General features: G+C 41.2%; 14 protein-coding genes. 7 read left to right on the top strand and 7 right to left on the bottom strand.

The features are described 5' to 3' along the window. Window positions 1–2: 2 nt before the first annotated feature. From glnR to I2H52_RS08815, 4 genes are all read right to left on the bottom strand, one after another. The gene (glnR, locus tag I2H52_RS08830; RefSeq protein WP_007519249.1) at window positions 3–359 is read right to left on the bottom strand and encodes a transcriptional repressor GlnR; all 357 of its coding nucleotides are present in this window, start codon (window positions 357–359) and stop codon (window positions 3–5) included. A gap of 76 nt (window positions 360–435) precedes the next feature. Then, on the bottom strand, window positions 436–963 hold the full coding sequence (locus I2H52_RS08825; RefSeq protein ID WP_007522289.1) for an FUSC family protein: 528 nt from the start codon (window positions 961–963) through the stop codon (window positions 436–438). A 131-nt stretch (window positions 964–1,094) separates the two neighbouring features. Continuing rightward, a complete protein-coding gene (locus tag I2H52_RS08820; RefSeq protein ID WP_045616394.1) occupies window positions 1,095–5,648 on the bottom strand; it encodes an antigen I/II family LPXTG-anchored adhesin in 4,554 nt (1,517 codons plus the stop codon). A gap of 161 nt (window positions 5,649–5,809) precedes the next feature. Further along, window positions 5,810–7,009, bottom strand: a complete 1,200-nt coding sequence (locus I2H52_RS08815) for a phosphoglycerate kinase (RefSeq protein WP_001096767.1) — start codon at window positions 7,007–7,009, stop codon at window positions 5,810–5,812. A gap of 353 nt (window positions 7,010–7,362) precedes the next feature. Between I2H52_RS08815 and I2H52_RS08810 the strand changes: the two genes are divergently transcribed. Together I2H52_RS08810 and I2H52_RS08805 are read left to right on the top strand one after the other, a co-directional pair. Continuing rightward, on the top strand, window positions 7,363–8,289 hold the full coding sequence (locus tag I2H52_RS08810; RefSeq protein WP_045616396.1) for a helix-turn-helix transcriptional regulator: 927 nt from the start codon (window positions 7,363–7,365) through the stop codon (window positions 8,287–8,289). Between the two features lie 84 nt (window positions 8,290–8,373). Further along, the gene (locus tag I2H52_RS08805) at window positions 8,374–8,742 is read left to right on the top strand and encodes a hypothetical protein (protein WP_025168475.1); all 369 of its coding nucleotides are present in this window, start codon (window positions 8,374–8,376) and stop codon (window positions 8,740–8,742) included. Between the two features lie 117 nt (window positions 8,743–8,859). Here the strand turns inward: I2H52_RS08805 and I2H52_RS08800 are convergent, their stop codons facing one another. Further along, entirely contained in the window at window positions 8,860–13,584 is a 4,725-nt protein-coding gene (locus I2H52_RS08800; RefSeq protein WP_195595046.1) for an endo-beta-N-acetylglucosaminidase, read from the bottom strand. Window positions 13,585–13,918: 334 nt separating this feature from the next. Between I2H52_RS08800 and I2H52_RS08795 the strand changes: the two genes are divergently transcribed. Further along, window positions 13,919–15,550 (top strand): Na/Pi cotransporter family protein, encoded by a 1,632-nt coding sequence (locus I2H52_RS08795; RefSeq protein ID WP_045616400.1) that lies wholly within the window; start codon window positions 13,919–13,921, stop codon window positions 15,548–15,550. Window positions 15,551–15,645: 95 nt separating this feature from the next. On the opposite strand, the gene I2H52_RS08790 is transcribed toward I2H52_RS08795, so the two are convergent. After that, the gene (locus I2H52_RS08790; protein ID WP_045616401.1) at window positions 15,646–15,942 is read right to left on the bottom strand and encodes an enterocin immunity protein; all 297 of its coding nucleotides are present in this window, start codon (window positions 15,940–15,942) and stop codon (window positions 15,646–15,648) included. Between the two features lie 21 nt (window positions 15,943–15,963). Next, window positions 15,964–17,028: a glutamyl aminopeptidase gene (gene pepA / locus I2H52_RS08785; protein ID WP_195595044.1), complete on the bottom strand. Its 1,065-nt coding sequence runs from the start codon at window positions 17,026–17,028 to the stop codon at window positions 15,964–15,966. A 236-nt stretch (window positions 17,029–17,264) separates the two neighbouring features. Here pepA and I2H52_RS08780 point away from each other — a divergent pair, with 236 nt between their 5' ends. From I2H52_RS08780 to I2H52_RS08765, 4 genes are all read left to right on the top strand, one after another. Beyond that, window positions 17,265–18,224, top strand: a complete 960-nt coding sequence (locus I2H52_RS08780) for an ABC transporter permease (protein WP_045616405.1) — start codon at window positions 17,265–17,267, stop codon at window positions 18,222–18,224. Then, window positions 18,214–19,170: an iron chelate uptake ABC transporter family permease subunit gene (locus I2H52_RS08775; RefSeq protein ID WP_045616406.1), complete on the top strand. Its 957-nt coding sequence runs from the start codon at window positions 18,214–18,216 to the stop codon at window positions 19,168–19,170. Before I2H52_RS08780 ends, I2H52_RS08775 begins: the two co-directional genes overlap by 11 nt. Continuing rightward, window positions 19,167–19,919, top strand: coding sequence for an ABC transporter ATP-binding protein (locus tag I2H52_RS08770; protein ID WP_045616408.1), 753 nt, complete (start codon window positions 19,167–19,169; stop codon window positions 19,917–19,919). Before I2H52_RS08775 ends, I2H52_RS08770 begins: the two co-directional genes overlap by 4 nt. 97 nt (window positions 19,920–20,016) lie before the next feature. Continuing rightward, window positions 20,017–20,988: a siderophore ABC transporter substrate-binding protein gene (locus I2H52_RS08765; RefSeq protein ID WP_045616411.1), complete on the top strand. Its 972-nt coding sequence runs from the start codon at window positions 20,017–20,019 to the stop codon at window positions 20,986–20,988. The last annotated feature ends 19 nt before the right edge of the window (window positions 20,989–21,007 follow it).

The following is a 21,007-nucleotide window of genomic DNA, read 5'->3' as shown; positions in this document are numbered from 1 at the left end:
GCCTAACCGCGACCAAAAGGTGAATGTGCTGAAGCAAAGCGTCCCTGCTGGAGGAGTTCATTGTGAAGTGCGCGACGCACCTCCGTCTGACTCACCACTTTCTTGGACTTCGCCTCACGTTCAGCATATTTTTTCTTAATCGCAGCAATATTATGACCTTCAGAGATATAATCTTTGATTTCAAGCAGACGATCCATATCATTCAACGAATACATGCGACGGTTCCCTTCGTTTCGATCAGGTTTAATCAACTCTTGATCTTCATAATAACGAATCTGACGCGCCGAGAGATCGGTCAATTTCATAACACTGCCGATAGGAAAAACAGCCATATTTCGGCGAAATTCTCTTTCCTTCATTTACAATTCCCTTCCTTCTGTCTATTATAGTCTAAAAAAAAACAAACGTCAATCGATAATGTTATAAAATGTAACATTATTTTTCTTTTTTCTCTAAAAAGAGATGAATACGATCAATATCATAATTTACGAGAATTGCGACAAAAACTCCCATAAAAGTCTCCGATACACGCGCAAACACGTACAAAATTGTTTCACCGCTCGGTATTGAGAGGGTAATGATTAACATAGCTGCTACACCACCAATAACCCCCGATTTATTATTCATGGCCACATTTGTCATAATGGTTAACATAGTGCAGATTGGAACAACCACCAAGGTCACCCAAAAGGCTCCGTGAAATAAGGTATTTAAGAAAAAAAAGATAAGGGCATAGAAACCACCGATACTATTTCCTAGAATACGTGAAGTTCCAAAATGAACACTCTTATCAAAGCTTTCTCTCAAACTAAAGACTGCTGTCAAAGCTCCAATTTGAAGTCCCTTCCAACCAAAAAATCCAAAAATCAAGAGAACTAAAAAAACAGCAATACCGGTTTTAAAGGTTCGTAGACCAAGCTTGAACTGTGACTTATCAAATTTATATTTTTTAAAATAACCCATAATCTCAACTTTCTACTTCCATTTTATCATAAATTAGTTGATTTTATGAGTAAAAATCAATAGGAAGCGTTTTTAATTTAGGCAAAAAAAAGAGGAAACAGAGTTCCTCTTTTCTATTTAACTTTTAGAGCTTACTTGCTTTCGTCTTCTTTACGTTTCAACCGACCAAGTCCTAAAACTCCTACTAAAGCTGCTAGACCAAGATATGGCATGTAGCTTGAATCATTTGTTCCTGTTTTTGGAAGTGTAGTTATTTCTTTACCAACAGAAACAGGAATTGGTGCTGAAGGTTCTTCAACTTTTGGACTAGGAACTCTTGGTTCTTTTGGTGTCTCAGGTTTGTCTGGATCCTTTGGTTTTGGAGTTGGAATTGGTGTCGGTTTGTCTGGATCCTTTGGTTTTGGCGTTGGAATTGGTGTCGGTTTGTCTGGAGTTCTTGGTATTGGAGTTGTTGTACGTACTGTGTTAGATGCATAAGCAACCTTATTAACAGTATTTACATAAGTATTTTCAAATGTTCCAATAGCAATTCTGCGCATTTGAAGGTAGGTTTCAGCTTGGAATGGTGAATCCAAACTAATCTTTTGTAAGAATTCTTCCTTGAAACGAACAGTTACAATACCATTTGCAGCATCTGTTTCAGCAGTTGTTTGAGATGTTAGATCTGTACCTGCCTTAATCACTGAACCATCTTTCATTGTCAAGTTCAGAGAGCTGAATGTCTTATAATTACCAGTATACTGATCACCAGCTTGGTCATAATCATCCACAAAGTTGTAATCTTCTAATTCCTCTGAATGATTTTGTGGAATGAGGCCACCAATCAGACGATAGTTAAACGTTTGATAAAATTGAATTGTTTTACCATCCAGATTTTCACTAGTTGGATCTAGACTTACTGTTACGTCTTTTTTCGGTGTGATTTTCGGTACGTTGTTAACCACTACTTCTGTAGCATAGCCATTTCCAAAATCAATTTGATAGGCCTTATTTTCATACTTACCACCTGTCTTACCAAATTCAGACTTAACAGTCATCGGATCTGTAATGACTAATGATGTTCCAGTTGCTACATATTGCTTGTAAAATTCTTCTGGATTATCAGCAGAGAAGAGTTGGAAAGCACCCTTAACAGTAATGTTAGCTTTCTTCAACAAGTCTTGAACTTTCTTAGGAGCAGCTTCTAGACTGTCATATTTTTGAACGCTGACACCTGATACTTGATTTCCTTTTTCATCTGCAACCTTAATCAAATCAGGACGAACATCTAAAGCTTCTTCTGGATAATCATCTACATAGTAGAAGCCGTTTTGGATTGCTTCCTTAGAAGATTTATCACCCTTATATTGATCCAAATCCCATGTTAATTCGTAGTAGTTGGTTGAACCAGCTAAAACTTCTTTTCCATCGATATTAAGGCCTTCTTTATTCTTATTTACTTTCGTCGGCTTAATATAGTTGTTATTTGGATTATCAGGATCATTTGGTTTACCAGGAGTCGTTACACGAACAACATTTGACTTAATACCATAAGCATCATTGACTGTCAAAGTGAAGTTATTCGTATAAGTTGCCCCATCGTTCAAGACTCGACCAACAACCGTTGGATGAAGAGTCTCAACAGGTTTAGTTAAGTCAGCATTGTATGTTGCCAATGTCTCATCAGTCGCCTTAAAGGTTACAGTGTGACTGGCTTCATCATAAGTTGTATCAAAGCCTGTACTTGCAGCCTTAGTTGCATCCAAGTCAAACTTATAACCAGTTGGAAGTGGATCTACCAATACAAATGAAGTTGTTTTTGGACGACCTGCAGTTAAAGCCTCTGTTTTCAGTTCAAACTTCACTACAGACTGCTTAGCTACTAGAGTACGATCAATATCTACCCCATCCTCATTCTTAATTTCTTTATTAATTTGAGGTTGCGCCAACAAGCTATTATAATGGAAGTGTACTGTCGGCACTGCTGGAGGTGTTGGCAACTGCTTAGGAGTTGGTGCTACAGGCGGAGTTGGCAATGGATCATAATTTGGCTCTTCTGGTTTTGATGGCTCTGGTTGATCTGGAGTCTTAACTGGTGGAGTTGGCTCATTTTCGTAGCTTGGTACTACTGGTGCTGGCTCCAATGGCTTCTCTGTCTCATATGTTGGCTCTTCTGGTTTTGATGGCTCTGGTTGATCTGGAGTCTTAAATGGAGGTGTTGGCTCATTTTCATATGTTGGTGCTACTGGTGCTGGCTCCAATGGTTTCTCTGTCTCATATGTTGGCTCTTCTGGTTTTGATGGCTCTGGTTGGTCTGGAGTTTTTACCGGTGGTGTTGGCTCATTTTCATATGTTGGTACTACTGGAGCTGGTTCCAATGGTTTCTCTGTCTCATACATTGGTTGAGTTGGAGCTGTTGGTGCAACAGGTTTCGTCGGAACCCCAATTGCATTAATGTTTGAATTGAAAGCAAACCAAATATTTCCACTTTTAGAAGAAGCCATATTAAAGCTAATCTCCGATTGAGTTATTTCACCGACAATAGCTCCGTACCAATTATTTGGACTAGAGGTTGTATCCCATTCCGATGTATTCCAACGAGCGCCTAGCGATTTTTCTGCATTTGATGAATCTGCATAAGCAGAGTTATTTTCATGAATCTTGATAGATGAACCAGAAATTGGAATATATCGACCGTTAAAGTTTCTAACACTTTCAATTGCATCTTTATCAATTGCTCCACTACCGTTACCTCTATTTAGAGATGAAAAATTAACTAATCCTCCTGTGAGATTCATAAGTTGACCTTCTTCATCATAAAACTTGACTTTTACATTAATGTTTGTAGAAGTAAAATAATCATTATACCATGCTGTCACAGTTGGATCACTCGAGGCAAACATAGTCATTTTGGTTCCATCGTTAAAACCTGTTTCTTTTAATGTGTAAGTGTAAACTACTTTTGAAATTTTCTTACCATTAAAACTTGAATTTTTTAGACCAGTATAGGTAACATCGACTGGTTTATCCTTTTCTAATACAAGCTTTGCATAAGTGTTATTCGAATTGATTGCATTGAAATATGAATATGCTGTAGATTTTTTCCTATCAGGATTTGTTGGCGAAATCCCCCATGATTTTACCAAAGCATCCAATTCCTGCTGCCCATATTGATGTACAGATGAATCAATTGTTCGTATTGCATTTGGTTCTGATTTAAAGTTCAACGATTGTGATCTTGGTTCTGAAAGATAACCATCTTGTTTCTTTTTACTCTCCGCTTCTGCGAGTGCTGCAGTATAAGCTGCGAACTCTTTCTTATATTTGGCAAGATCTGCTTCATACTGCTTCATCGCCGCTTCATAAGTTGCTTTTGCAGTTTCATTACGTTGTTTAATCGCTTCATTTTCAGCTTGAAGCGCTGCATTTTTTGCCTTGTTGTCTTCAACAGCCTTTTCATAGGCTGCTTTAGCATCAGCATTTGCTTTTTGAACGCGAGCTAGTTCTGCCTGATAAGCTGCTAGCTTAGTTTGGTAGTCTGCTTCATTGGTAGCATTCGCTTGTTTGACTGCCGCCAGATCTGCTTCGTATTTCTTCACTGCTGCGTCATAAGTCGCTTTAGCCGTCTCATTACGTTGCTTAATCGCTTCATTTTCAGCTTGAATGGCTGTATTTTTTGCAGTATTTTCTTTTACTGCTTTATCATATGCCTCTTTAGCTTCAGCATTAGCTTTTTGTACTCGAGCTAATTCTGTCTGGTAAGCTGCTAATTTAGCTTGATAATCAGCATCATTATCTTCTTTAGCTTTCTTAATAGCTGCAAGATCTGCTTCATACTGCTTCATCGCCGCGTCATAGTTCGCTTTTGCAGTTTCATTACGCTGTTTAATGGCTTCATTTTCAGCTTGAAGCGCTTCGTTTTTCGCAGTGTTTTCTTTTACTGCTTTTTCATAAGCTTCTTTAGCTTCAGCATTAGCTTTTTGTACTCGAGCTAATTCTGTCTGGTAAGCTGAAAGTTTATTTTGATAATCCTGTTGACTATCTTCATTTGCTTTGTTGACAGTTGCTAAATCTTTTTGATATTGCGCTAGCTTAGCCTCATACTCTGCTTTAGCTGTTGCATTGGCAGTGTTGATTTTTTCAACTTCTTCTTGATGACTTTTTACATCTTTTTGATACTTGTCATCTGCTGCTTTGTTTTCAGCATTGATTTTATCTGTTTCAGCCTGATGAGCTGCGACTTCTTTTTTATATGCTTCAGTTGTTGTCTTTACTTCTTCAGCCTGTTTAGCATAGTCGCTTTTAATCTCATCTTGTTTTTGAGCATTCTCTGTAGCAGTTGTGGCTGTTCCTTTGTCTTTTGTTTCATCTTGAACTACCTTAACTCCTGCAGATTTTGCATCATCAACTGCTTTATCCAAATCAGCTGATGATACTTCTACTGGCAAAGCTGAGTCTTTAGAACCAGCCTTAGCTTGGCTTTCTTTGGCGGCTTGGCTCATTTCTCCTTGAGCTTCAGGTAAATTTGTAGCTGGGTTTCCTGTAGTAGCCACCTCAACTGTACTTGTACTAGTTGTCTCTGTAACTTCATCAGCAAATACTGCTTTGTCTGCAAAAGCAATCAAAGCAGTTCCTAAAACAGCACCACACAATGTTTTCGCAACTTTACTTTTACGAAATCCATAGACTTCTTTTTTATTTTTCATTATAATCCCTTTCCTTATCTAAATTTAGTCATTACTTCTTATAATAGCACTTCACAAGGCAAGATGCAAATATTTAATCCTTTTCTTTTCATATATGCAATAATATACATTTAAAAAGGTACAAAAAAGAAGATGGCGAAACCATCTTCTTAATTATACTCTTATTTTTCTGTGAGTGCAGCCAATCCTGGCAATACTTTACCTTCAAGGAGTTCCATTGATGCTCCACCACCAGTAGAGATCCATGAGAACTTGTCTGCACGACCAAGGTTGATAGCTGCGGCAGCTGAGTCACCACCACCGATGATTGATTTCACGCCTGGTTGTTTCACGATAGCGTCCATAACACCGATTGTACCAGCTTGGAAGTCTGGGTTTTCAAATACACCCATTGGTCCGTTCCATACAACTGTCTTCGCACCAGTCAATTCTTGATCGAATTTAGCGATAGATTTTGGACCGATATCCAAACCAAGGAAACCTGGATCTACTGCTTCACCTTCAGTGTCTTTCACTTCAGTGTAGTCAGCAAATGCGTTTGCTTCTTTTGAGTCAACTGGCAAGATCAATTTGCCGTTTGCTTTTTCAAGAAGAGCTTTAGCGACATCCAATTTGTCTTCTTCAACAAGTGAGTTACCGATTTCGATACCTTGTGCTTTGTAGAATGTGTAAGTCATCCCACCACCGATAAGAACTTTATCAGCTTTTTCAAGCAAGTTTTCGATAACACCGATCTTGTCTGAAACTTTTGAACCACCAAGGATAGCCACGAATGGACGTTCTGGAGCTTCAACAGCTTCTTGGATGTAAGCAATTTCGTTTTCAAGAAGGAAACCAGCAACAGCTTTTTCAACGTTTGCTGAGATACCAACGTTAGATGCGTGTGCACGGTGAGCTGTACCGAATGCATCGTTTACAAAGATACCATCTCCAAGCGATGCCCAGTATTTACCAAGTTCAGGATCGTTTTTAGATTCTTTCTTGCCATCAACATCTTCGAAACGAGTGTTTTCAACCAAGAGAACTTGTCCATCTTCAAGAGCGTTGATTGCTGCTTCCAATTCAGCACCACGTGTAACACCTGGGATAAATTTAACTTCTTGTCCTAACTTAGCAGCCAAGTCAGCAGCTACAGGAGCGAGTGATTTACCTTCTTTGTCTGCTTCTTCTTTTACACGTCCAAGGTGAGAGAAGAGGATTGCACGTCCACCTTGTTCAAGGATGTACTTGATAGTTGGAAGAGCTGCAGTGATACGGTTGTCATTGGTAATCACGCCATCTTTAACAGGTACGTTGAAGTCAACACGAACGAGAACTTTTTTCCCTTTCAAGTCAACGTCTTTAACAGTCAATTTTGCCATTAGATATGACTCCTTCTTTTTTTATATGTGTTAATTATATCACAAAATCCGCAAAAGAGATAGAAAAACCCTAAACTTTTCTTGTTCATTCTTCTATCTATTAACCTAAAAACCTAGGATTTCAGTAAGGGAAATAGAAATTTTCACATAATTCGGTTGGAATAATTTAGGAAAATTTCTTGATTGATCTGCCTAATTACTTCTATACCATTCTTTTTCTAACATTTTAATTCTTAATATTCCAAACTCTACAGTCCTTCTTTTTGAATTGCTAGGTTTCTTATTATACAATATAACTAAAATAGTTTCTTCAGTTTGTGCTATTTGAGATTAAAAGAAGGGGAATTGCTACCATGAAATTAGAAAGACTAATCTATATTTTACTGTCTCTTTTAAATAAGAAGAGGATAACAGCTAAAGAGATTGCAGAGAGGTTTGAAATATCTACTCGAACTGTATATAGGGACATGGATACACTCAGTTTAGCGGGAATCCCAATCTATTCGGAACGTGGAGATAAGGGAGGTTTCTATATACCAAGCGACTATAAGATAGACAGAAACTTTTTCACTGAGGAAGAGAGACAGTTTATCATTAATATGAGCCAAAATGTTAGTAAAATCGTTGGTCATTCAAGTCTTGACAGTATCGAACACAAGCTGTCTTCTCAAGAAATTACAAGAGCAAACAGTCCTTTTTACTTTGATCTCAGTTCCTGGACTCTTAATACAAATTATTTACTAGAAATTGAGGAAGCGATACAAACTGAACAGAGGATTTCTTTTTCTTACTATTCGAAAAAACAAGAGAAAAGTCAGCGAACAGTTATTCCATACAGATTGATCTATAAACTGAATGCTTGGTATGTTATCGGTTACTGCTTAGAAAAATTAGATTTTCGTATTTTTAAATTAACTCGAATTCGTGAACTAGAACTAGTGGAGATAAAAGATAAACCATTCGATTATCCACGTTTATCTCAAGAAAAGTTAGAGCTTTCTTTAAATCCCCCAAAACATAAAGTGGAGGGGCAAAGAGAAGAAATCGAACTAGTTTTTACAAGATTTGCACTCCCAAAAATCTACGATCACTTCACGGAAGAAGAAATCAGAGTCGAGGACGAAATAATAAAAGTTCAGGCATTAAGAGCTTTAACTCCTGCATTTTTTGATTTACTCTTAAGCTTTGGTTATCAAGTAAAGGTCGTATCTCCAAGTCACTTACAAAATCTACTGGTCAGTACTCTCAAAAAAAATCTTCAGCAATATGACAACCTGTAGTCATATTGCCTTTTGTATACTCTTAAGTGGGCAAAATATTTCATGATATTCATCATAGCCCAATTATTTTACAGGAGGTTCCAAATGGATACAAAAACACTTGCAGAAAGCTATTTTACGGCAGTAAATGAGGGAGGCTGGGAAGATTTCGTAGCTGAAAACTTTGATTATGGCATGTGCGATAGTATAGAAATTCGACAAGGACGTGATATTTATTTGCAAGGCGCAGGCCAATTCTATGCTTTGAGCCAGCATCTTGAAGTGAAGCAATTACTTGTTGATGGTCGAACAGTCTCAGCTTTAAATCGCTACCGTCTACATTCTCCTCAAGGAAAAGAACTCGAACTGGATGTCGCAGAATTTCTGAAATTCGATGAGTTTGATAAATTAGTTGCATCCAATATTTATTTCGACACCTATCGTTTCCAAAAATTTATCCAAGGAATTGAATAACAAAAATCTAGCTTCAAATTTACTCTTCAATTTCAAAACTAAAAACAAGGTCTGACTAATCTACAGTCAAACCTTGTTTTTTATTTTTATGAGAAAATCCAAGATTCGTAAATCTGATTAGTCTTCTCTCTTCTTTCCAGCAAGCAAGCCGTAGCCACTCATTAGTCCGAGGAGTCCTAGCGCTACTAGACTAGCATCTCTTGTCGCTCCCGTATTTGGGAGCTCTCTGTTTGTTTCTTCAACTTTTGCTGATGTTGCTGAGAGCGCTTGATCCCTTGTTTGTGAGACTTGCTCTTCTTTCGTTCCAACTTCAACAATTTCTGGAAGGGCTTCCTTGAGAACCTCAGTAGAATGAAGGGTGCGTTTGCCCTGAGCATCAACTTCTACAAAGCGACGAACTTGACCTTCAACGCCTGCTTGAACTAGCTGGCGTTTGCCTTTGAGAAGGGCTGCATTTGGTCGTTCCTGATGTTCGAAGGCAACTGAAACTTCTTCAACTTCCAGTTTCGGAGTTTCTAGAACTAAATCTTTCACACCTTCAGCTGGTTGGTTGCTTGATAGAACTTTTGTACCAACTTCGGTGATTTCTGGGATTGATTCCTTGACTACCTCAGTCGAACGAAGAGTGCGTTTGCCTTGGCTATCTACTTCTACAAAGTGGCGAACTTGACCTTCAACTCCAGCTTGCACAACACGGCGTTGTCCTTTGAGAAATTCGGAGTTTGGTCGCTCCTGACGTTCGAAGGCTGTTGTTTCAGTTTCAATAACTAGTTCAGGGAGGGCCTCAACCGTCGGGGCCACTTCATTTGGATCCATGCTACCAACATGATGGCTTTCTTCTGCAGGAGCTAGTTTCTTATTCAGCTTTTCTTTCATGTCCGCAAAAGCCTGTGGAGTTGGTGTTTGTGAAGATAATAAGGCTTCAGCTTGGGCAATCAACTCAGCTTGAGAATCTTTTTCACGGACGGATTCGAGCAAGCCTTCCAACTCTTCTCTAGCAGTCTGATAACGTTGATTTCCATCCAAGGCTGTCCCTGCTTGTTTCAACTCATTCAAAGCCCGATTGACTTCTTCTTGGCTAGCATTATGGTTTTCTGCTACAGCTTTCGCTACATTGAGCTTCTCTACTAGTGCTGCTTGTTTGTCCTCGCTTGAGAAGGTGTAGGCAAGGGTTGACTGACGGCCTTGGGCAGCAGTAATTTCTTGTTTGAGGTACTCGTCGTTGACAGCTACTTTTGGAGAAACCAAGACATCGAACTCAGCTGTGTGTCCCTTGTAATGAAGAGTCAAGGTCTGACGACCAGTCTTTTGAGCATCGTAGCCCGTAATTTCAACACCTTGATCTGTGAAGGCATGGCTTTCTTCTGTCTCATCATCATAGAGAACGCCGAAGCGCCCTTCTGCAAGATCCAGTTGCTCTCCTACTAGATAGTCCATTTTCGGTTTCTGAGTAATGTACAGACCTGCTACTTCCTTTGGTTTTCCTTCATCTTGACCAGTCACTTGTACCTTCAAGTCACCGCTTACTGGAAGTCCAAGATAGCTAACTGTGAGCTTTTGTTCCCCTTTTTGATGAGCGTTGTAGCCAGATACTGTCACACCTGAATGAGTAAGGTTGATCAGCTCATCGGCTTGTCCCCCTTCGTATTGAACACGGAGTGTTCCGCCTCTGAGGTCCAGTTTTTCTCCTTCTTTATAAACTGTCTTCTTAGGTCCTTTTTCAAGGCTAACAGATTTAATTTTTCTTTCATCCTGTGGAATCGCTACTGCCAAGGTGTTACTGATTTCTTTGCCAGGTAGTTGGGTACGATAGTAGAGGAGAGTTGGTTGCTTGTCAAAGCCCAATGGTGCTGTTGCTAGGTCGCCACCAGTTTCAGTCTTCAAGGTTGCAATTGGTGTTTGTGAATCTGCCTTGTCGTAAACGGTGATGGTTGCGCCTGCTGGAACATCAGAGAAGCCTAGTTGAACTTGGTGGTTTCCAAGTGAACGAGCAGCTACCTTAGCCATTGAAATATTTTGACTTTCTGTGTCCAAGGTTTCGTACATCTTCCAGTTGTAGATACGAATGGCTTTCCAAGGTGTTCCGTTATCAGATGTAATGACATGCAAACGCCAGTCTTGGGCAGTGATTGGTTTATCAAGAGTGATATCCGTCACGTGTGCTTTATTGCCACGGACCTCCTTAGCTAACTTCCATTCACCATCCGCATCTTTATAATAAAGGTCAAAGTCCTTGGTGTTCATCAAACCGTCGTTTACAGATTCTCCACCAGCTCCCGCATGATCCATGACCCATCTAACAACGGTACGTGGCTTGGTCAAGCGAATATCCACACTACCGCTCAACTGAGCTGAAGACCATTTATCTGACAAGCTAGTAATGGTGCCGTTCAACATACCTTCAATGCCTTCTCCACCTTCAGTATTTGGGAAAGTGCTACCGATAACCTTTGCACCTGGAACAATATTTTCAGCTAAAGGTCTTGGGAGAGTGGTATCTTGAACAGTCATCCCCCAGTTAAAGGATGCCGTCGCCGCTTCGGAACGAAGTCCATTTTTACCAACTGCAACGACTTTCAATTCCTGAGTCCTACCAGTCGCATTAGAAGAACGGCTAATTTTTGGCAAGTAGATGGTTGAAGCAGATGAACCTGTCAACAAACGCCAGTTATCACCGTCTTTTTCATAGACTTCATAGAAATCCGCATCTTGGTTACCCGAAAATTGAACCACTGCTTCAGCTTCTTGGGCATTCTTAAGAGACTGTTTCACTACTGAGAGACCTGTTGGAGCTTGCGGTGCTTGGTGATTGTCTGAAATTGTTAATTGACCTAGGTTAAACTGATAATCTTTTACGGCATCTTCATGTTCGAAGAAGAGTTTAACTGCATAGATGGTTTTACCTGCTAGTGAGCCAAGGTCAATTTCTTCATTTGTCCAGTTTTCAGAAAGAGTCAGTTCTTTCCATGCCTCCGCATCCTCAAATTTGTAGTCTGGAGTCGTAGAGAAGGCCATATAAACTTTCGAGCCTTTTCCTCCCTTGTGGGCAACCCGAAGTTTGGTTTTCTCCGTTACTTCTAGCTTGGTAGAATACAAATTCACATCTTGGTCCGTCTTACCAGCTACATCACCTGAGAATTTAAGAGAATTTCCGCCATTGTAGGCATCTGTAAAGTCATATTCTGCACGAAGTTTTTCCCCCGTTGAAGTCTGCCACCAGCGCCATGTTGGCAAGACACCTGAAACAGAACGGTAGTTCCATTCAGAATCCTTAGAAACTTTGCCATCTACAAACCACTTTCTACCATGACCTGTATTAAAAGAGGTAGTGAAGGTTCGACCAACTGCTGGTGTGCGGTCAGCAACCAAATTGGCAATCCCATACCATTCTTTGTCAGCTGGTTTTTGAGCCGTTGGATCTCCTTGGTAACCTGTAAAAAAGATGTCTTCGTTCTTGTGGTAGTCTTCACCTGTTTTTCCTAGACTGGTAATGGTATCTGGCGCAAAAAGTCCAAGTGACAAGCGCAACTTGCCATTTTCATCTAAGAGAGCATCCCAGTTGACTTTGGTCTTATACGAACCACCTTGTTGCAATTCCAAGCCTGCAAAGACATCATATTGACTACGTTCTAGCCATTTGGCCATCTCTACAGAGTGGTCATTCTTTTCCTTGTTCCAGTTAAAATTGGCAAAAAATTGATCTGCGGGGACTTTGTCACCTTCTTTTTGCATGAACTGATAGTTGTAGTCTCCCAAGCCATCTTCGTGGTAACGACCATATTTGTAGGTCATGGCATCGTACCAAGCATATTTGATTGGGTGGTTTACCTTAGCTGCGTATTCTTTTGTATAGAGCATGAATTGGTGCATTTTTTCACCAAGAGGTGCTACCAAATCACCTGTTGTTTCCTGGTTGATAAAATAGCCATCAAAGCCATAGTATTTAGCGAGATCAACAAGTTTACGTGCAATCGGGAAGGTACCATCCTCATCTTGTTTCAAGGCGGCAGCAAACTTCTCTTGGTCGGCAATGCTATTAGACCAGTTGAAAAAGAGTGTTCCGTACACGGGAACTCCGTTGCGGTGACCGGCATCAATGACATCTGGAGTAGGGACTAGGCCTTCCCAGAAGACCATTGAATCCAAGTATTGCCAGTAATCGAAGGCGTAGGCCTTGAATTCTTCTCCACCGACAGAAGCGTGGTCTTTGGCCTTTGAGTTGGTATTTGCCAGCGCCTGAACCTTGGCTCTTCTGCTTGCTTTTTCATTGACCAACTGCCCTCTATGGCGCTTGGCGAGTTCAACTGAGGAACGGTTAATAGGATCATCCTCACGCGCACCCGGTTCCCATTTCAACAAATCATCCCAAGTATCAAATTTGATTTCTTTTGGTCGGAGACTCTTTTCTTCATTTTTAGGAACGTCTGCTAGAGTCGGTTTGTCGGCTTTCTTCTCAGCCACTTGAGGAGCTTCCTCTGGTTTGACTTCTTCTTTTTCAGTTGGTTGAGCAGGTTTTTCAGTTTTATCTGTCGGAGCCGGCTTCGCTTCTTCTTTTTCATTGAGCAAATCAGCTATTGCTGGAGTGTTTTCTGAAGTTGGTTGCTCAGCTACTTTGTTTTCAGTTTCTTCTAATTGTTTTTCGATGGTTGCAGTGTCTGGACTCGCTGTTTCACTAGCGCTTGTAGCTTGAGCGCTCGTATTTGTAACTGCCTCAGGGACGGCAACCTGTTCTGCAAGAACTGGGCTCGCAAATAGAGCTGAACCAATCATCAAGGAACAAGCTCCGATGGACAGCTTACGAATACTGTAACGGCAACGTTTTTCAAAAAATAGATCTTTCATCTTAACCTCCTAATAAAATAAAAAGTAAACGCTTTACTTTTTAGATAAACAGCAACTGTTCTCAGTGCACACCACCAGAACAGGATCATCTTCATTTTATCCCATATGAAAGCGATGTCAATCTATTTAACATAAAAACTATAACTAGGATAATAATCAGTAAAATTTGGACACAATCCTATAAATAGACTCTCTTACAGTAAATTTATCCTCTATTTTTGAAATAAGTTATCTTTTTCTTATAATAATTTCAATTAAACACTTGTAGGATTTCCCATTATCCTTTAAAATAGAATAGGAGAAATTCCGCGATTATTTTTCGGAGGAAAAAGAAATGTCCATTAATTGGCAGGAAATTTTATTTCACTTTTTAGGTGGTCTGGGACTATTTTTATATAGTATCAAGACCATGGGAGACGGTTTGCAACAAGCTGCTGGAGATCGCCTTCGTTTTTACATTGACAAATATACCAGCAATCCCTTCTTTGGTGTGCTGGTTGGTATCGGTATGACGGCGCTGATTCAATCAAGTTCTGGTGTTACTGTCATTACAGTGGGACTAGTCAGTGCAGGACTTTTGACCTTGCGTCAGGCTATCGGTATTGTCATGGGTGCCAATATTGGAACTACCGTTACATCCTTTATCATCGGTTTTAAGCTAGGAGATTACGCCTTACCTATGCTCTTTATCGGAGCGGTTTGTCTTTTCTTCACCAAGAATCGATCTATCAATAACATCGGACGGATTATCTTTGGTGTAGGTGGTATCTTCTTTGCCCTCAATCTTATGAGCGGTGCAATGGAGCCCCTAAAAGACCTGCAAGTCTTTAGAGACTACATGGTTGAACTAAGTAAGAGTCCCATTCTAGGTGTCTTTGTCGGAACTGGACTGACCCTACTCATTCAGGCTTCATCCGCAACCATCGGTATCTTACAGAACCTGTACGCAAGTGGTTTGATTGACCTACAAGGTGCCCTGCCGGTCTTGTTTGGTGATAATATCGGAACGACCATTACAGCCATCATTGCTTCTCTTGGAGCCAATATCGCTGCCAAACGTGTTGCCGGTGCCCATGTCGTCTTTAACGTGATTGGTACGGTCATCTGTATTGTCTTTCTTGTACCTTTCACTGGCTTGATTCAATGGTTTGAATCTACTCTCAATCTAGCTCCAGAAATGACCATTGCCTTTGCCCACGGAACCTTTAATATTACAAATACCATTATCCAGTTCCCATTCATCGGAGCCTTGGCTTACCTTGTGACCAAGCTCATTCCTGGTGAAGATGAGGTTGTCAAATACGAAGCTCTCTACTTGGATGAACAACTCATCAAGCAGGCTCCTTCTATCGCTCTAGGAAATGCCAAAAAAGAACTTTTGCACTTGGGAAACTATGCAGCCAAAGCTTTTGACCTTTCTTATAGCTATATCATCAATCTAGATGAAAAACTAGCGGAGAAAGGCCACAAGACTGAAGAAGCCATCAACACCATCGATGAAAAACTCACTCGTTACCTCATTAGACTCTCAAGCGAATCCTTGAGTCAAAAGGAAAGCGAAGTGTTGACCAACATTCTCGATTCGTCTCGTGATTTGGAACGGATTGGCGACCACGCAGAAGGTTTGATCAACCTAACAGACTACCTCCAACGTAAGAATGTTCAATTTTCTGATGCTGCTTTAGAGGAATTAGCTGAGATTTATCAAGCAACAACTGCATTTATCAAGGATGCCCTTGATAGTGTGGAAAACAATGATATTGAAAAAGCTCAAAGTCTGATTGAACGCCATAAAGAAATCAACCATATGGAACGCATCCTCAGAAAGACTCACATCAAACGCCTTAACAAAGGTGAGTGTTCTACACAAGCTGGAGTCAACTTTATCGACATCATTTCCCACTACACTCGTGTGTCTGACCACGCCATGAATCTAGCCGAAAAGGTCATTGCTGAACAAATTTAATTGGTAAGAAGCCACCTTGACTTAGGTGGTTTTTTCGTCTCTTGATCAAGAATATTTTTTCTAACGTAAAAAAAATGCTTTGATTCACAATGGAATCAAAGCATTTTAAATAGCTCTCCAAACATAATAGCAGAAACCGCGGTTCCTCTGTACTTGGCTTCTTCTCTTTTGATAAAGCGAGCCAAATTGATCAATTCAGGCGCTGGGTGTTTGGGATTTCTGAACAATTCAAGATTGACCAGACCTGAGAGACGGACTGCTAGTAACTGCTCATTTGTAGTAGGTAGTTTCTTAGCAGTCTCTAGGAGAGCGGCGACTAAATCTTCACTCAAGCCCTGACGGGCATGATTATAGAGATCTTTTATAAGGCTTTCTAGATTTGCTTCTGCCATCCCGAGCAACCTCCCTTATGTTTAATAATTTTTAATCAAATCAACCGTTGAGCGGTCCAATTTTTTCACCAAGGCTTGCAAGAAGGCTTGGGCTTCTAGGAAGTCATCCATAGCGTAAAGCGTTTGATGAGAGTGGATATAACGTGCACAGACACCGATAGTTGTAGAAGGAACACCGCCATTTTTCAGATGAGCTGCACCAGCGTCCGTTCCACCTTTTCCACAATAGTATTGGTACTTGATTCCAGCCTCTTCAGCCGTTGTCAAAAGGAAATCTTTCATGCCTGGGAGGAGCAAGTGACCTGGATCGTAGAAACGAATCAAGGTTCCATCCCCAATCTTGCCTTGTCCTCCATAAACATCACCAGCAGGTGAACAGTCAACTGCCAGAAAGACTTCTGGATCAAACTTAGTTGTAGAAGTATGAGCGCCACGAAGCCCAACTTCTTCTTGGACGTTAGAGCCAAGATAGAGTTCATTTCCCAGTTTTTGACCTGATAGGGCTTCTGCCAACTCACTCACCATAAGAACACCGTAGCGGTTGTCCCAAGCTTTTGAGATGATATTTTTTTCATTAGCTGTCAAGATAGCGGAGCTATCAGGGACAATGGTGTCACCCGGACGGATACCAAAGCTTTCTGCCTCAGCCTTGTCCGCAAAACCACCATCAAAAACGATATCCGAGATAGCAGGCATGGTTGGTCCACCCTTTCCACGAGTCAAATGTGGAGGAACAGAACCTGAGATCACAGGAATTTCACGACCGTCACGAGTAAAGAGTTTGAAGCGTTGGCTGCTGACCACCATAGGATTCCAGCCACCGATTTCAACCACACGGAAGGTTCCGTCTGGCTTAATCTCGCTGACCATAAAACCAACTTCGTCCATGTGAGAAGCGACCAAGACGCGTGGTGCATCCGTAGCTTCTGAATGCTTGATACCGAAAATACCACCCAAGCCATCTGTCACCACTTCATCCACGTGCGGTGTCAACTTTTCACGAAGATAAGTCCGGACAGGCGCTTCATGACCTGAGATTGCAGCAATCTCTGTTACTTCTTTGATTTTTGAAAATAATGTTGTCATATCAGTTCCTTCTTTCTGTCCTCCATTTTACCACTTTTTATAGGAGAAGGATAGTAGGAAGGTGGATTGGTTTTTACTCAGTTTTCCAATAAAAGAGATGGCCAGATATAATTTCAGGAAATTTTCTTTCTTTTTGCATTAAATTGTCAGAAAATTTATTGACAGATTAAAAAAATCGTGTTACATTTATATCCGCAGGTATCTTTCGATACCAAATCTACACGAAAGGACGGGGTATGAAACTCTCTCATATTTTAACAGGCTTACTTCTACTCCTAGTCTTTCTCTCCATCAGCATTGGAACCAGTGATTTTTCTTGGGAAAAATTCTTTGCTTTCGACCAGCAGACCTGGCTTCTCTTTCAAGAGTCGCGTCTTCCAAGAACTATCAGCATTCTCCTTGCAGCCTCCAGTATGAGCATGGCAGGACTCCTCATGCAGACCATCACTCAAAATCAGTTTGCTGCTCCGAGAACAGTCGGAACGACCGAAGCCGCCAAACTGGGAATGGTGTTGAGCCTCTTCGTCTTTCCGTCTGCGAGTCTGACCCAAAAGATGCTCTTTGCTTTTGGCTCATCCATCTTATTTACCCTCTTCTTCCTGGCCTTTATGAATATTTTTTCTATAAAGGAAAGGTGGATGTTGCCCTTGATCGGGATCATCTATAGCGGGATTATCGGTTCTATAACAGAAGTTATCGCCTATCGTTTCAATCTGGTTCAGAGTATGACGGCCTGGACCCAGGGCTCCTTCTCCATGATTCAGACCCATCAGTATGAGTGGCTCTTCTTAGGCCTCATTATCCTGATAGCCGTTTGGAAATTATCCCAAACCTTTACCATCATGAATCTGGGCAAGGAAACCAGTGAGAGTTTGGGGATTTCTTACTCCCTACTTGAAAAACTGGCCCTCTTTCTAGTGGCGCTAACGACAAGTGTCACCATGATTACCGTGGGTGCCTTGCCTTTTCTTGGGGTTATCGTTCCCAATCTGGTCCGCAAGCGCTATGGAGATAATTTGAGTCAAACCAAACTCATCGTCGCACTGGTCGGAGCCAACCTAGTTCTGGCCTGCGATATCCTCTCTCGAGTTCTCATTCGGCCCTATGAGCTGTCTGTCAGCCTCTTGCTAGGAATCATCGGTAGCCTCGTCTTTATCCTACTTCTCTGGAGAGGGGGACGAAAAGATGCAGTTTAAAAGCAAACATGCCAGGCTCTTCTGCCTTCTCATTATTCTGGCCATCGGAGCTTGTCTCCTCTACTTTTGGCCTATTAGTCACCTATCTGTCTTTGCTTGGAAACTTCGTTCTCAAAAGATTGTCGTTTATCTCTTGGTAGCTATCGCGACAGGAATTTCGACCATTAGTTTTCAAACCCTGACGGAAAATCGCTTCCTAACGCCAAGTATTTTGGGAATCGAATCCTTCTATGTCTTGCTACAAACCCTGCTGCTAATATTTGAAAGCAAATTTCTACAGCTTGGGAAGTCTCCTATCTTAGAATTCCTAGTCTTGCTTCTGCTTCAATCCCTCTTCTTTCTCGCCTTACAAGGTTACTTGAAGACGCTGATGAAGCAAAATTTGGTTTTCATTCTGCTAATCTGCCTAGCCCTGGGAAGTCTCTTTCGAAATATCAGTATCTTCCTCCAAGTCCTGATGGATCCAAATGAATACGATAAACTGCAGAACAGTCTCTTTGCCTCCTTTCAGCATCTCAACACTTCCATCCTAGCCATCAGTTCTCTGATCATCTTTGCCTTGACAATCTTTTTCTTTCGAAAAGCAGTTATTCTGGATGTCTTACACCTGCAAAGAGAAACGGCTCAGATTTTGGGACTCGATGTTGAAAAAGAACAGAGAGAACTCCTCTGGGGCATCGTGCTTTTGACCTCAACAGCGACTGCCTTGGTAGGGCCTATGGCCTTCTTCGGCTTTATGCTGGCCAATCTCACTTACCTGATTGTCAAAGATTATCGGCACAAGTTGCTCTTTATCGTAGCCATTCTGATTGGATTTATTAGTTTGACCTTGGGGCAAGCCCTCATCGAACGAGTCTTTGCACTGGAAATTCGCATCAGCATGATCATCGAGAGTGTGGGTGGTCTCTTATTCTTTATCTTACTTTACAGGAGGGCCCGTCGGTGAAACTGGAAAACATTGACAAATCCATTCAAAAACAGGATATTTTGCAAGACATTTCGCTTGAAGTCAGTCCTCAGAAACTGACGGCCTTTATTGGTCCAAACGGTGCTGGAAAATCAACTCTCCTCTCCATTATGAGCAGACTGACTAAGAAAGATCAGGGAATTCTCAGTATCAAAGGTCGTGAAATTGAGAGTTGGAATTCGCAAGAACTGGCTCAAAAACTCACTATCCTAAAGCAGAAGATCAATTACCAAGCCAAATTGACTGTAGAAGAATTGGTCAGCTTTGGACGTTTTCCCTACAGCCGTGGCCGACTGAGGGCAGAAGACTGGGAAAAAATCCGAGAAACTCTGGACTATCTGGAACTGACAAACTTAAAAGACCGCTACATCGATAGTCTGTCTGGTGGACAGTTGCAACGTGTCTTTATCGCTATGGTACTGGCCCAAGATACAGACTTTATCTTGCTAGACGAACCGCTCAATAATCTCGATATCAAGCAAAGTGTCAGCATGATGCAGATCCTTCGGCGACTGGTGGAGGAACTTGGCAAGACCATTATCATCGTCCTCCACGATATCAATATGGCTAGCCAATATGCGGATGAAATTGTTGCCTTTAAAGACGGTCAAGTCTTTTGCAAGGGAACGACTGCTCAAATCATGCAGGCTGACCTGCTCAGTCAACTCTATGAGATTCCCATCACGCTCGCGAATATCAATGGCAAAAAGATCTGTATCTATAGCTAGCTATTCTGAACTCATGTTAGAGAACCCTCTGTCTCTTAGCTAACAAACCTATTTAAGAGACCCCTACATCGTTACTATATTTTAAAAAGGAGAAATCATGAAAACTTCCCTTAAACTTTATCTCACTGCCCTAGCTGCCAGCTTCTTGCTCTTACTTGGTGCATGTAGTACAAATACAAACTCAAGCACTAGCCAGACAGAGACAAGTAGCTCTGCTCCAACAGAGATAACCATTAAAAGTTCACTAGATGAGGTCAAACTTTCAAAGGTTCCTGAAAAGATTGTGACCTTTGACCTTGGTGCTGCGGATACTATTCGCGCTTTAGGTTTTGAAAAGAATATCGTCGGAATGCCTACAAAAACTGTTCCGACTTACCTAAAAGATCTTGCGGGAAATGTCAACAATGTGGGTTCCATGGTTGAACCAGACCTAGAAGCCATTGCTGCTCTTGAACCAGACCTAATTATCGCTTCACCACGTACTCAAAAATTCGTAGACAAGTTCAAAGAAATTGCTCCAACCGTGCTCTTCCAAGCAAGCAAGGACGACTACTGGACTTCTACCAAAGCCAACATCGAATCCCTAGCAAGCGCCTTTGGCGAAACAGGTACACAGAAAGCCAAAGAAGAATTGGCTAACCTGGACAAGAGCATCCAAGAAGTCGCTACTAAAAACGAAAGTTCTGACAAAAAAGCCCTTGCTATCCTCCTCAATGAAGGAAAAATGGCTGCCTTTGGTGCCCAATCTCGTTTCTCTTTCTTGTATCAAACCTTGAAATTCAAGCCAACTGATACTCAATTTGAAGACTCTCGACACGGACAAGAAGTCAGCTTTGAAAGTGTCAAAGAAATCAATCCTGACATCCTCTTTGTCATCAACCGTACCCTTGCCATCGGTGGGGACAACTCTAGCAACGATGGTGTCCTAGAAAATGCCCTCATCGCTGAAACTCCTGCTGCTAAAAATGGAAAAATTATCCAACTAACACCAGACCTCTGGTATCTAAGCGGAGGCGGTCTTGAATCAACCAAACTCATGATTGAAGACGCACAAAAAGCTTTGAAATAAACAAGAAAACCCAACATCA

The organism is Streptococcus oralis (assembly GCF_015561235.1).
Taxonomy (GTDB): Bacteria; Bacillota; Bacilli; order Lactobacillales; family Streptococcaceae; genus Streptococcus; species Streptococcus oralis_BK.
The sequence above is the reverse complement of the archived record's forward strand: the minus strand, read 5'-3'. Positions and strand labels throughout refer to the sequence as shown.

Coding starts and splice junctions, on each gene's coding strand:
- glnR (WP_007519249.1), bottom strand. CDS start 359: ATGAAGGAAAGAGAATTTCGCCGAAATATGGCTGTTTTTCCTATCGGC.
- I2H52_RS08825 (WP_007522289.1), bottom strand. CDS start 963: ATGGGTTATTTTAAAAAATATAAATTTGATAAGTCACAGTTCAAGCTT.
- I2H52_RS08820 (WP_045616394.1), bottom strand. CDS start 5,648: ATGAAAAATAAAAAAGAAGTCTATGGATTTCGTAAAAGTAAAGTTGCG.
- I2H52_RS08815 (WP_001096767.1), bottom strand. CDS start 7,009: ATGGCAAAATTGACTGTTAAAGACGTTGACTTGAAAGGGAAAAAAGTT.
- I2H52_RS08810 (WP_045616396.1), top strand. CDS start 7,363: ATGAAATTAGAAAGACTAATCTATATTTTACTGTCTCTTTTAAATAAG.
- I2H52_RS08805 (WP_025168475.1), top strand. CDS start 8,374: ATGGATACAAAAACACTTGCAGAAAGCTATTTTACGGCAGTAAATGAG.
- I2H52_RS08800 (WP_195595046.1), bottom strand. CDS start 13,584: ATGAAAGATCTATTTTTTGAAAAACGTTGCCGTTACAGTATTCGTAAG.
- I2H52_RS08795 (WP_045616400.1), top strand. CDS start 13,919: ATGTCCATTAATTGGCAGGAAATTTTATTTCACTTTTTAGGTGGTCTG.
- I2H52_RS08790 (WP_045616401.1), bottom strand. CDS start 15,942: ATGGCAGAAGCAAATCTAGAAAGCCTTATAAAAGATCTCTATAATCAT.
- pepA (WP_195595044.1), bottom strand. CDS start 17,028: ATGACAACATTATTTTCAAAAATCAAAGAAGTAACAGAGATTGCTGCA.
- I2H52_RS08780 (WP_045616405.1), top strand. CDS start 17,265: ATGAAACTCTCTCATATTTTAACAGGCTTACTTCTACTCCTAGTCTTT.
- I2H52_RS08775 (WP_045616406.1), top strand. CDS start 18,214: ATGCAGTTTAAAAGCAAACATGCCAGGCTCTTCTGCCTTCTCATTATT.
- I2H52_RS08765 (WP_045616411.1), top strand. CDS start 20,017: ATGAAAACTTCCCTTAAACTTTATCTCACTGCCCTAGCTGCCAGCTTC.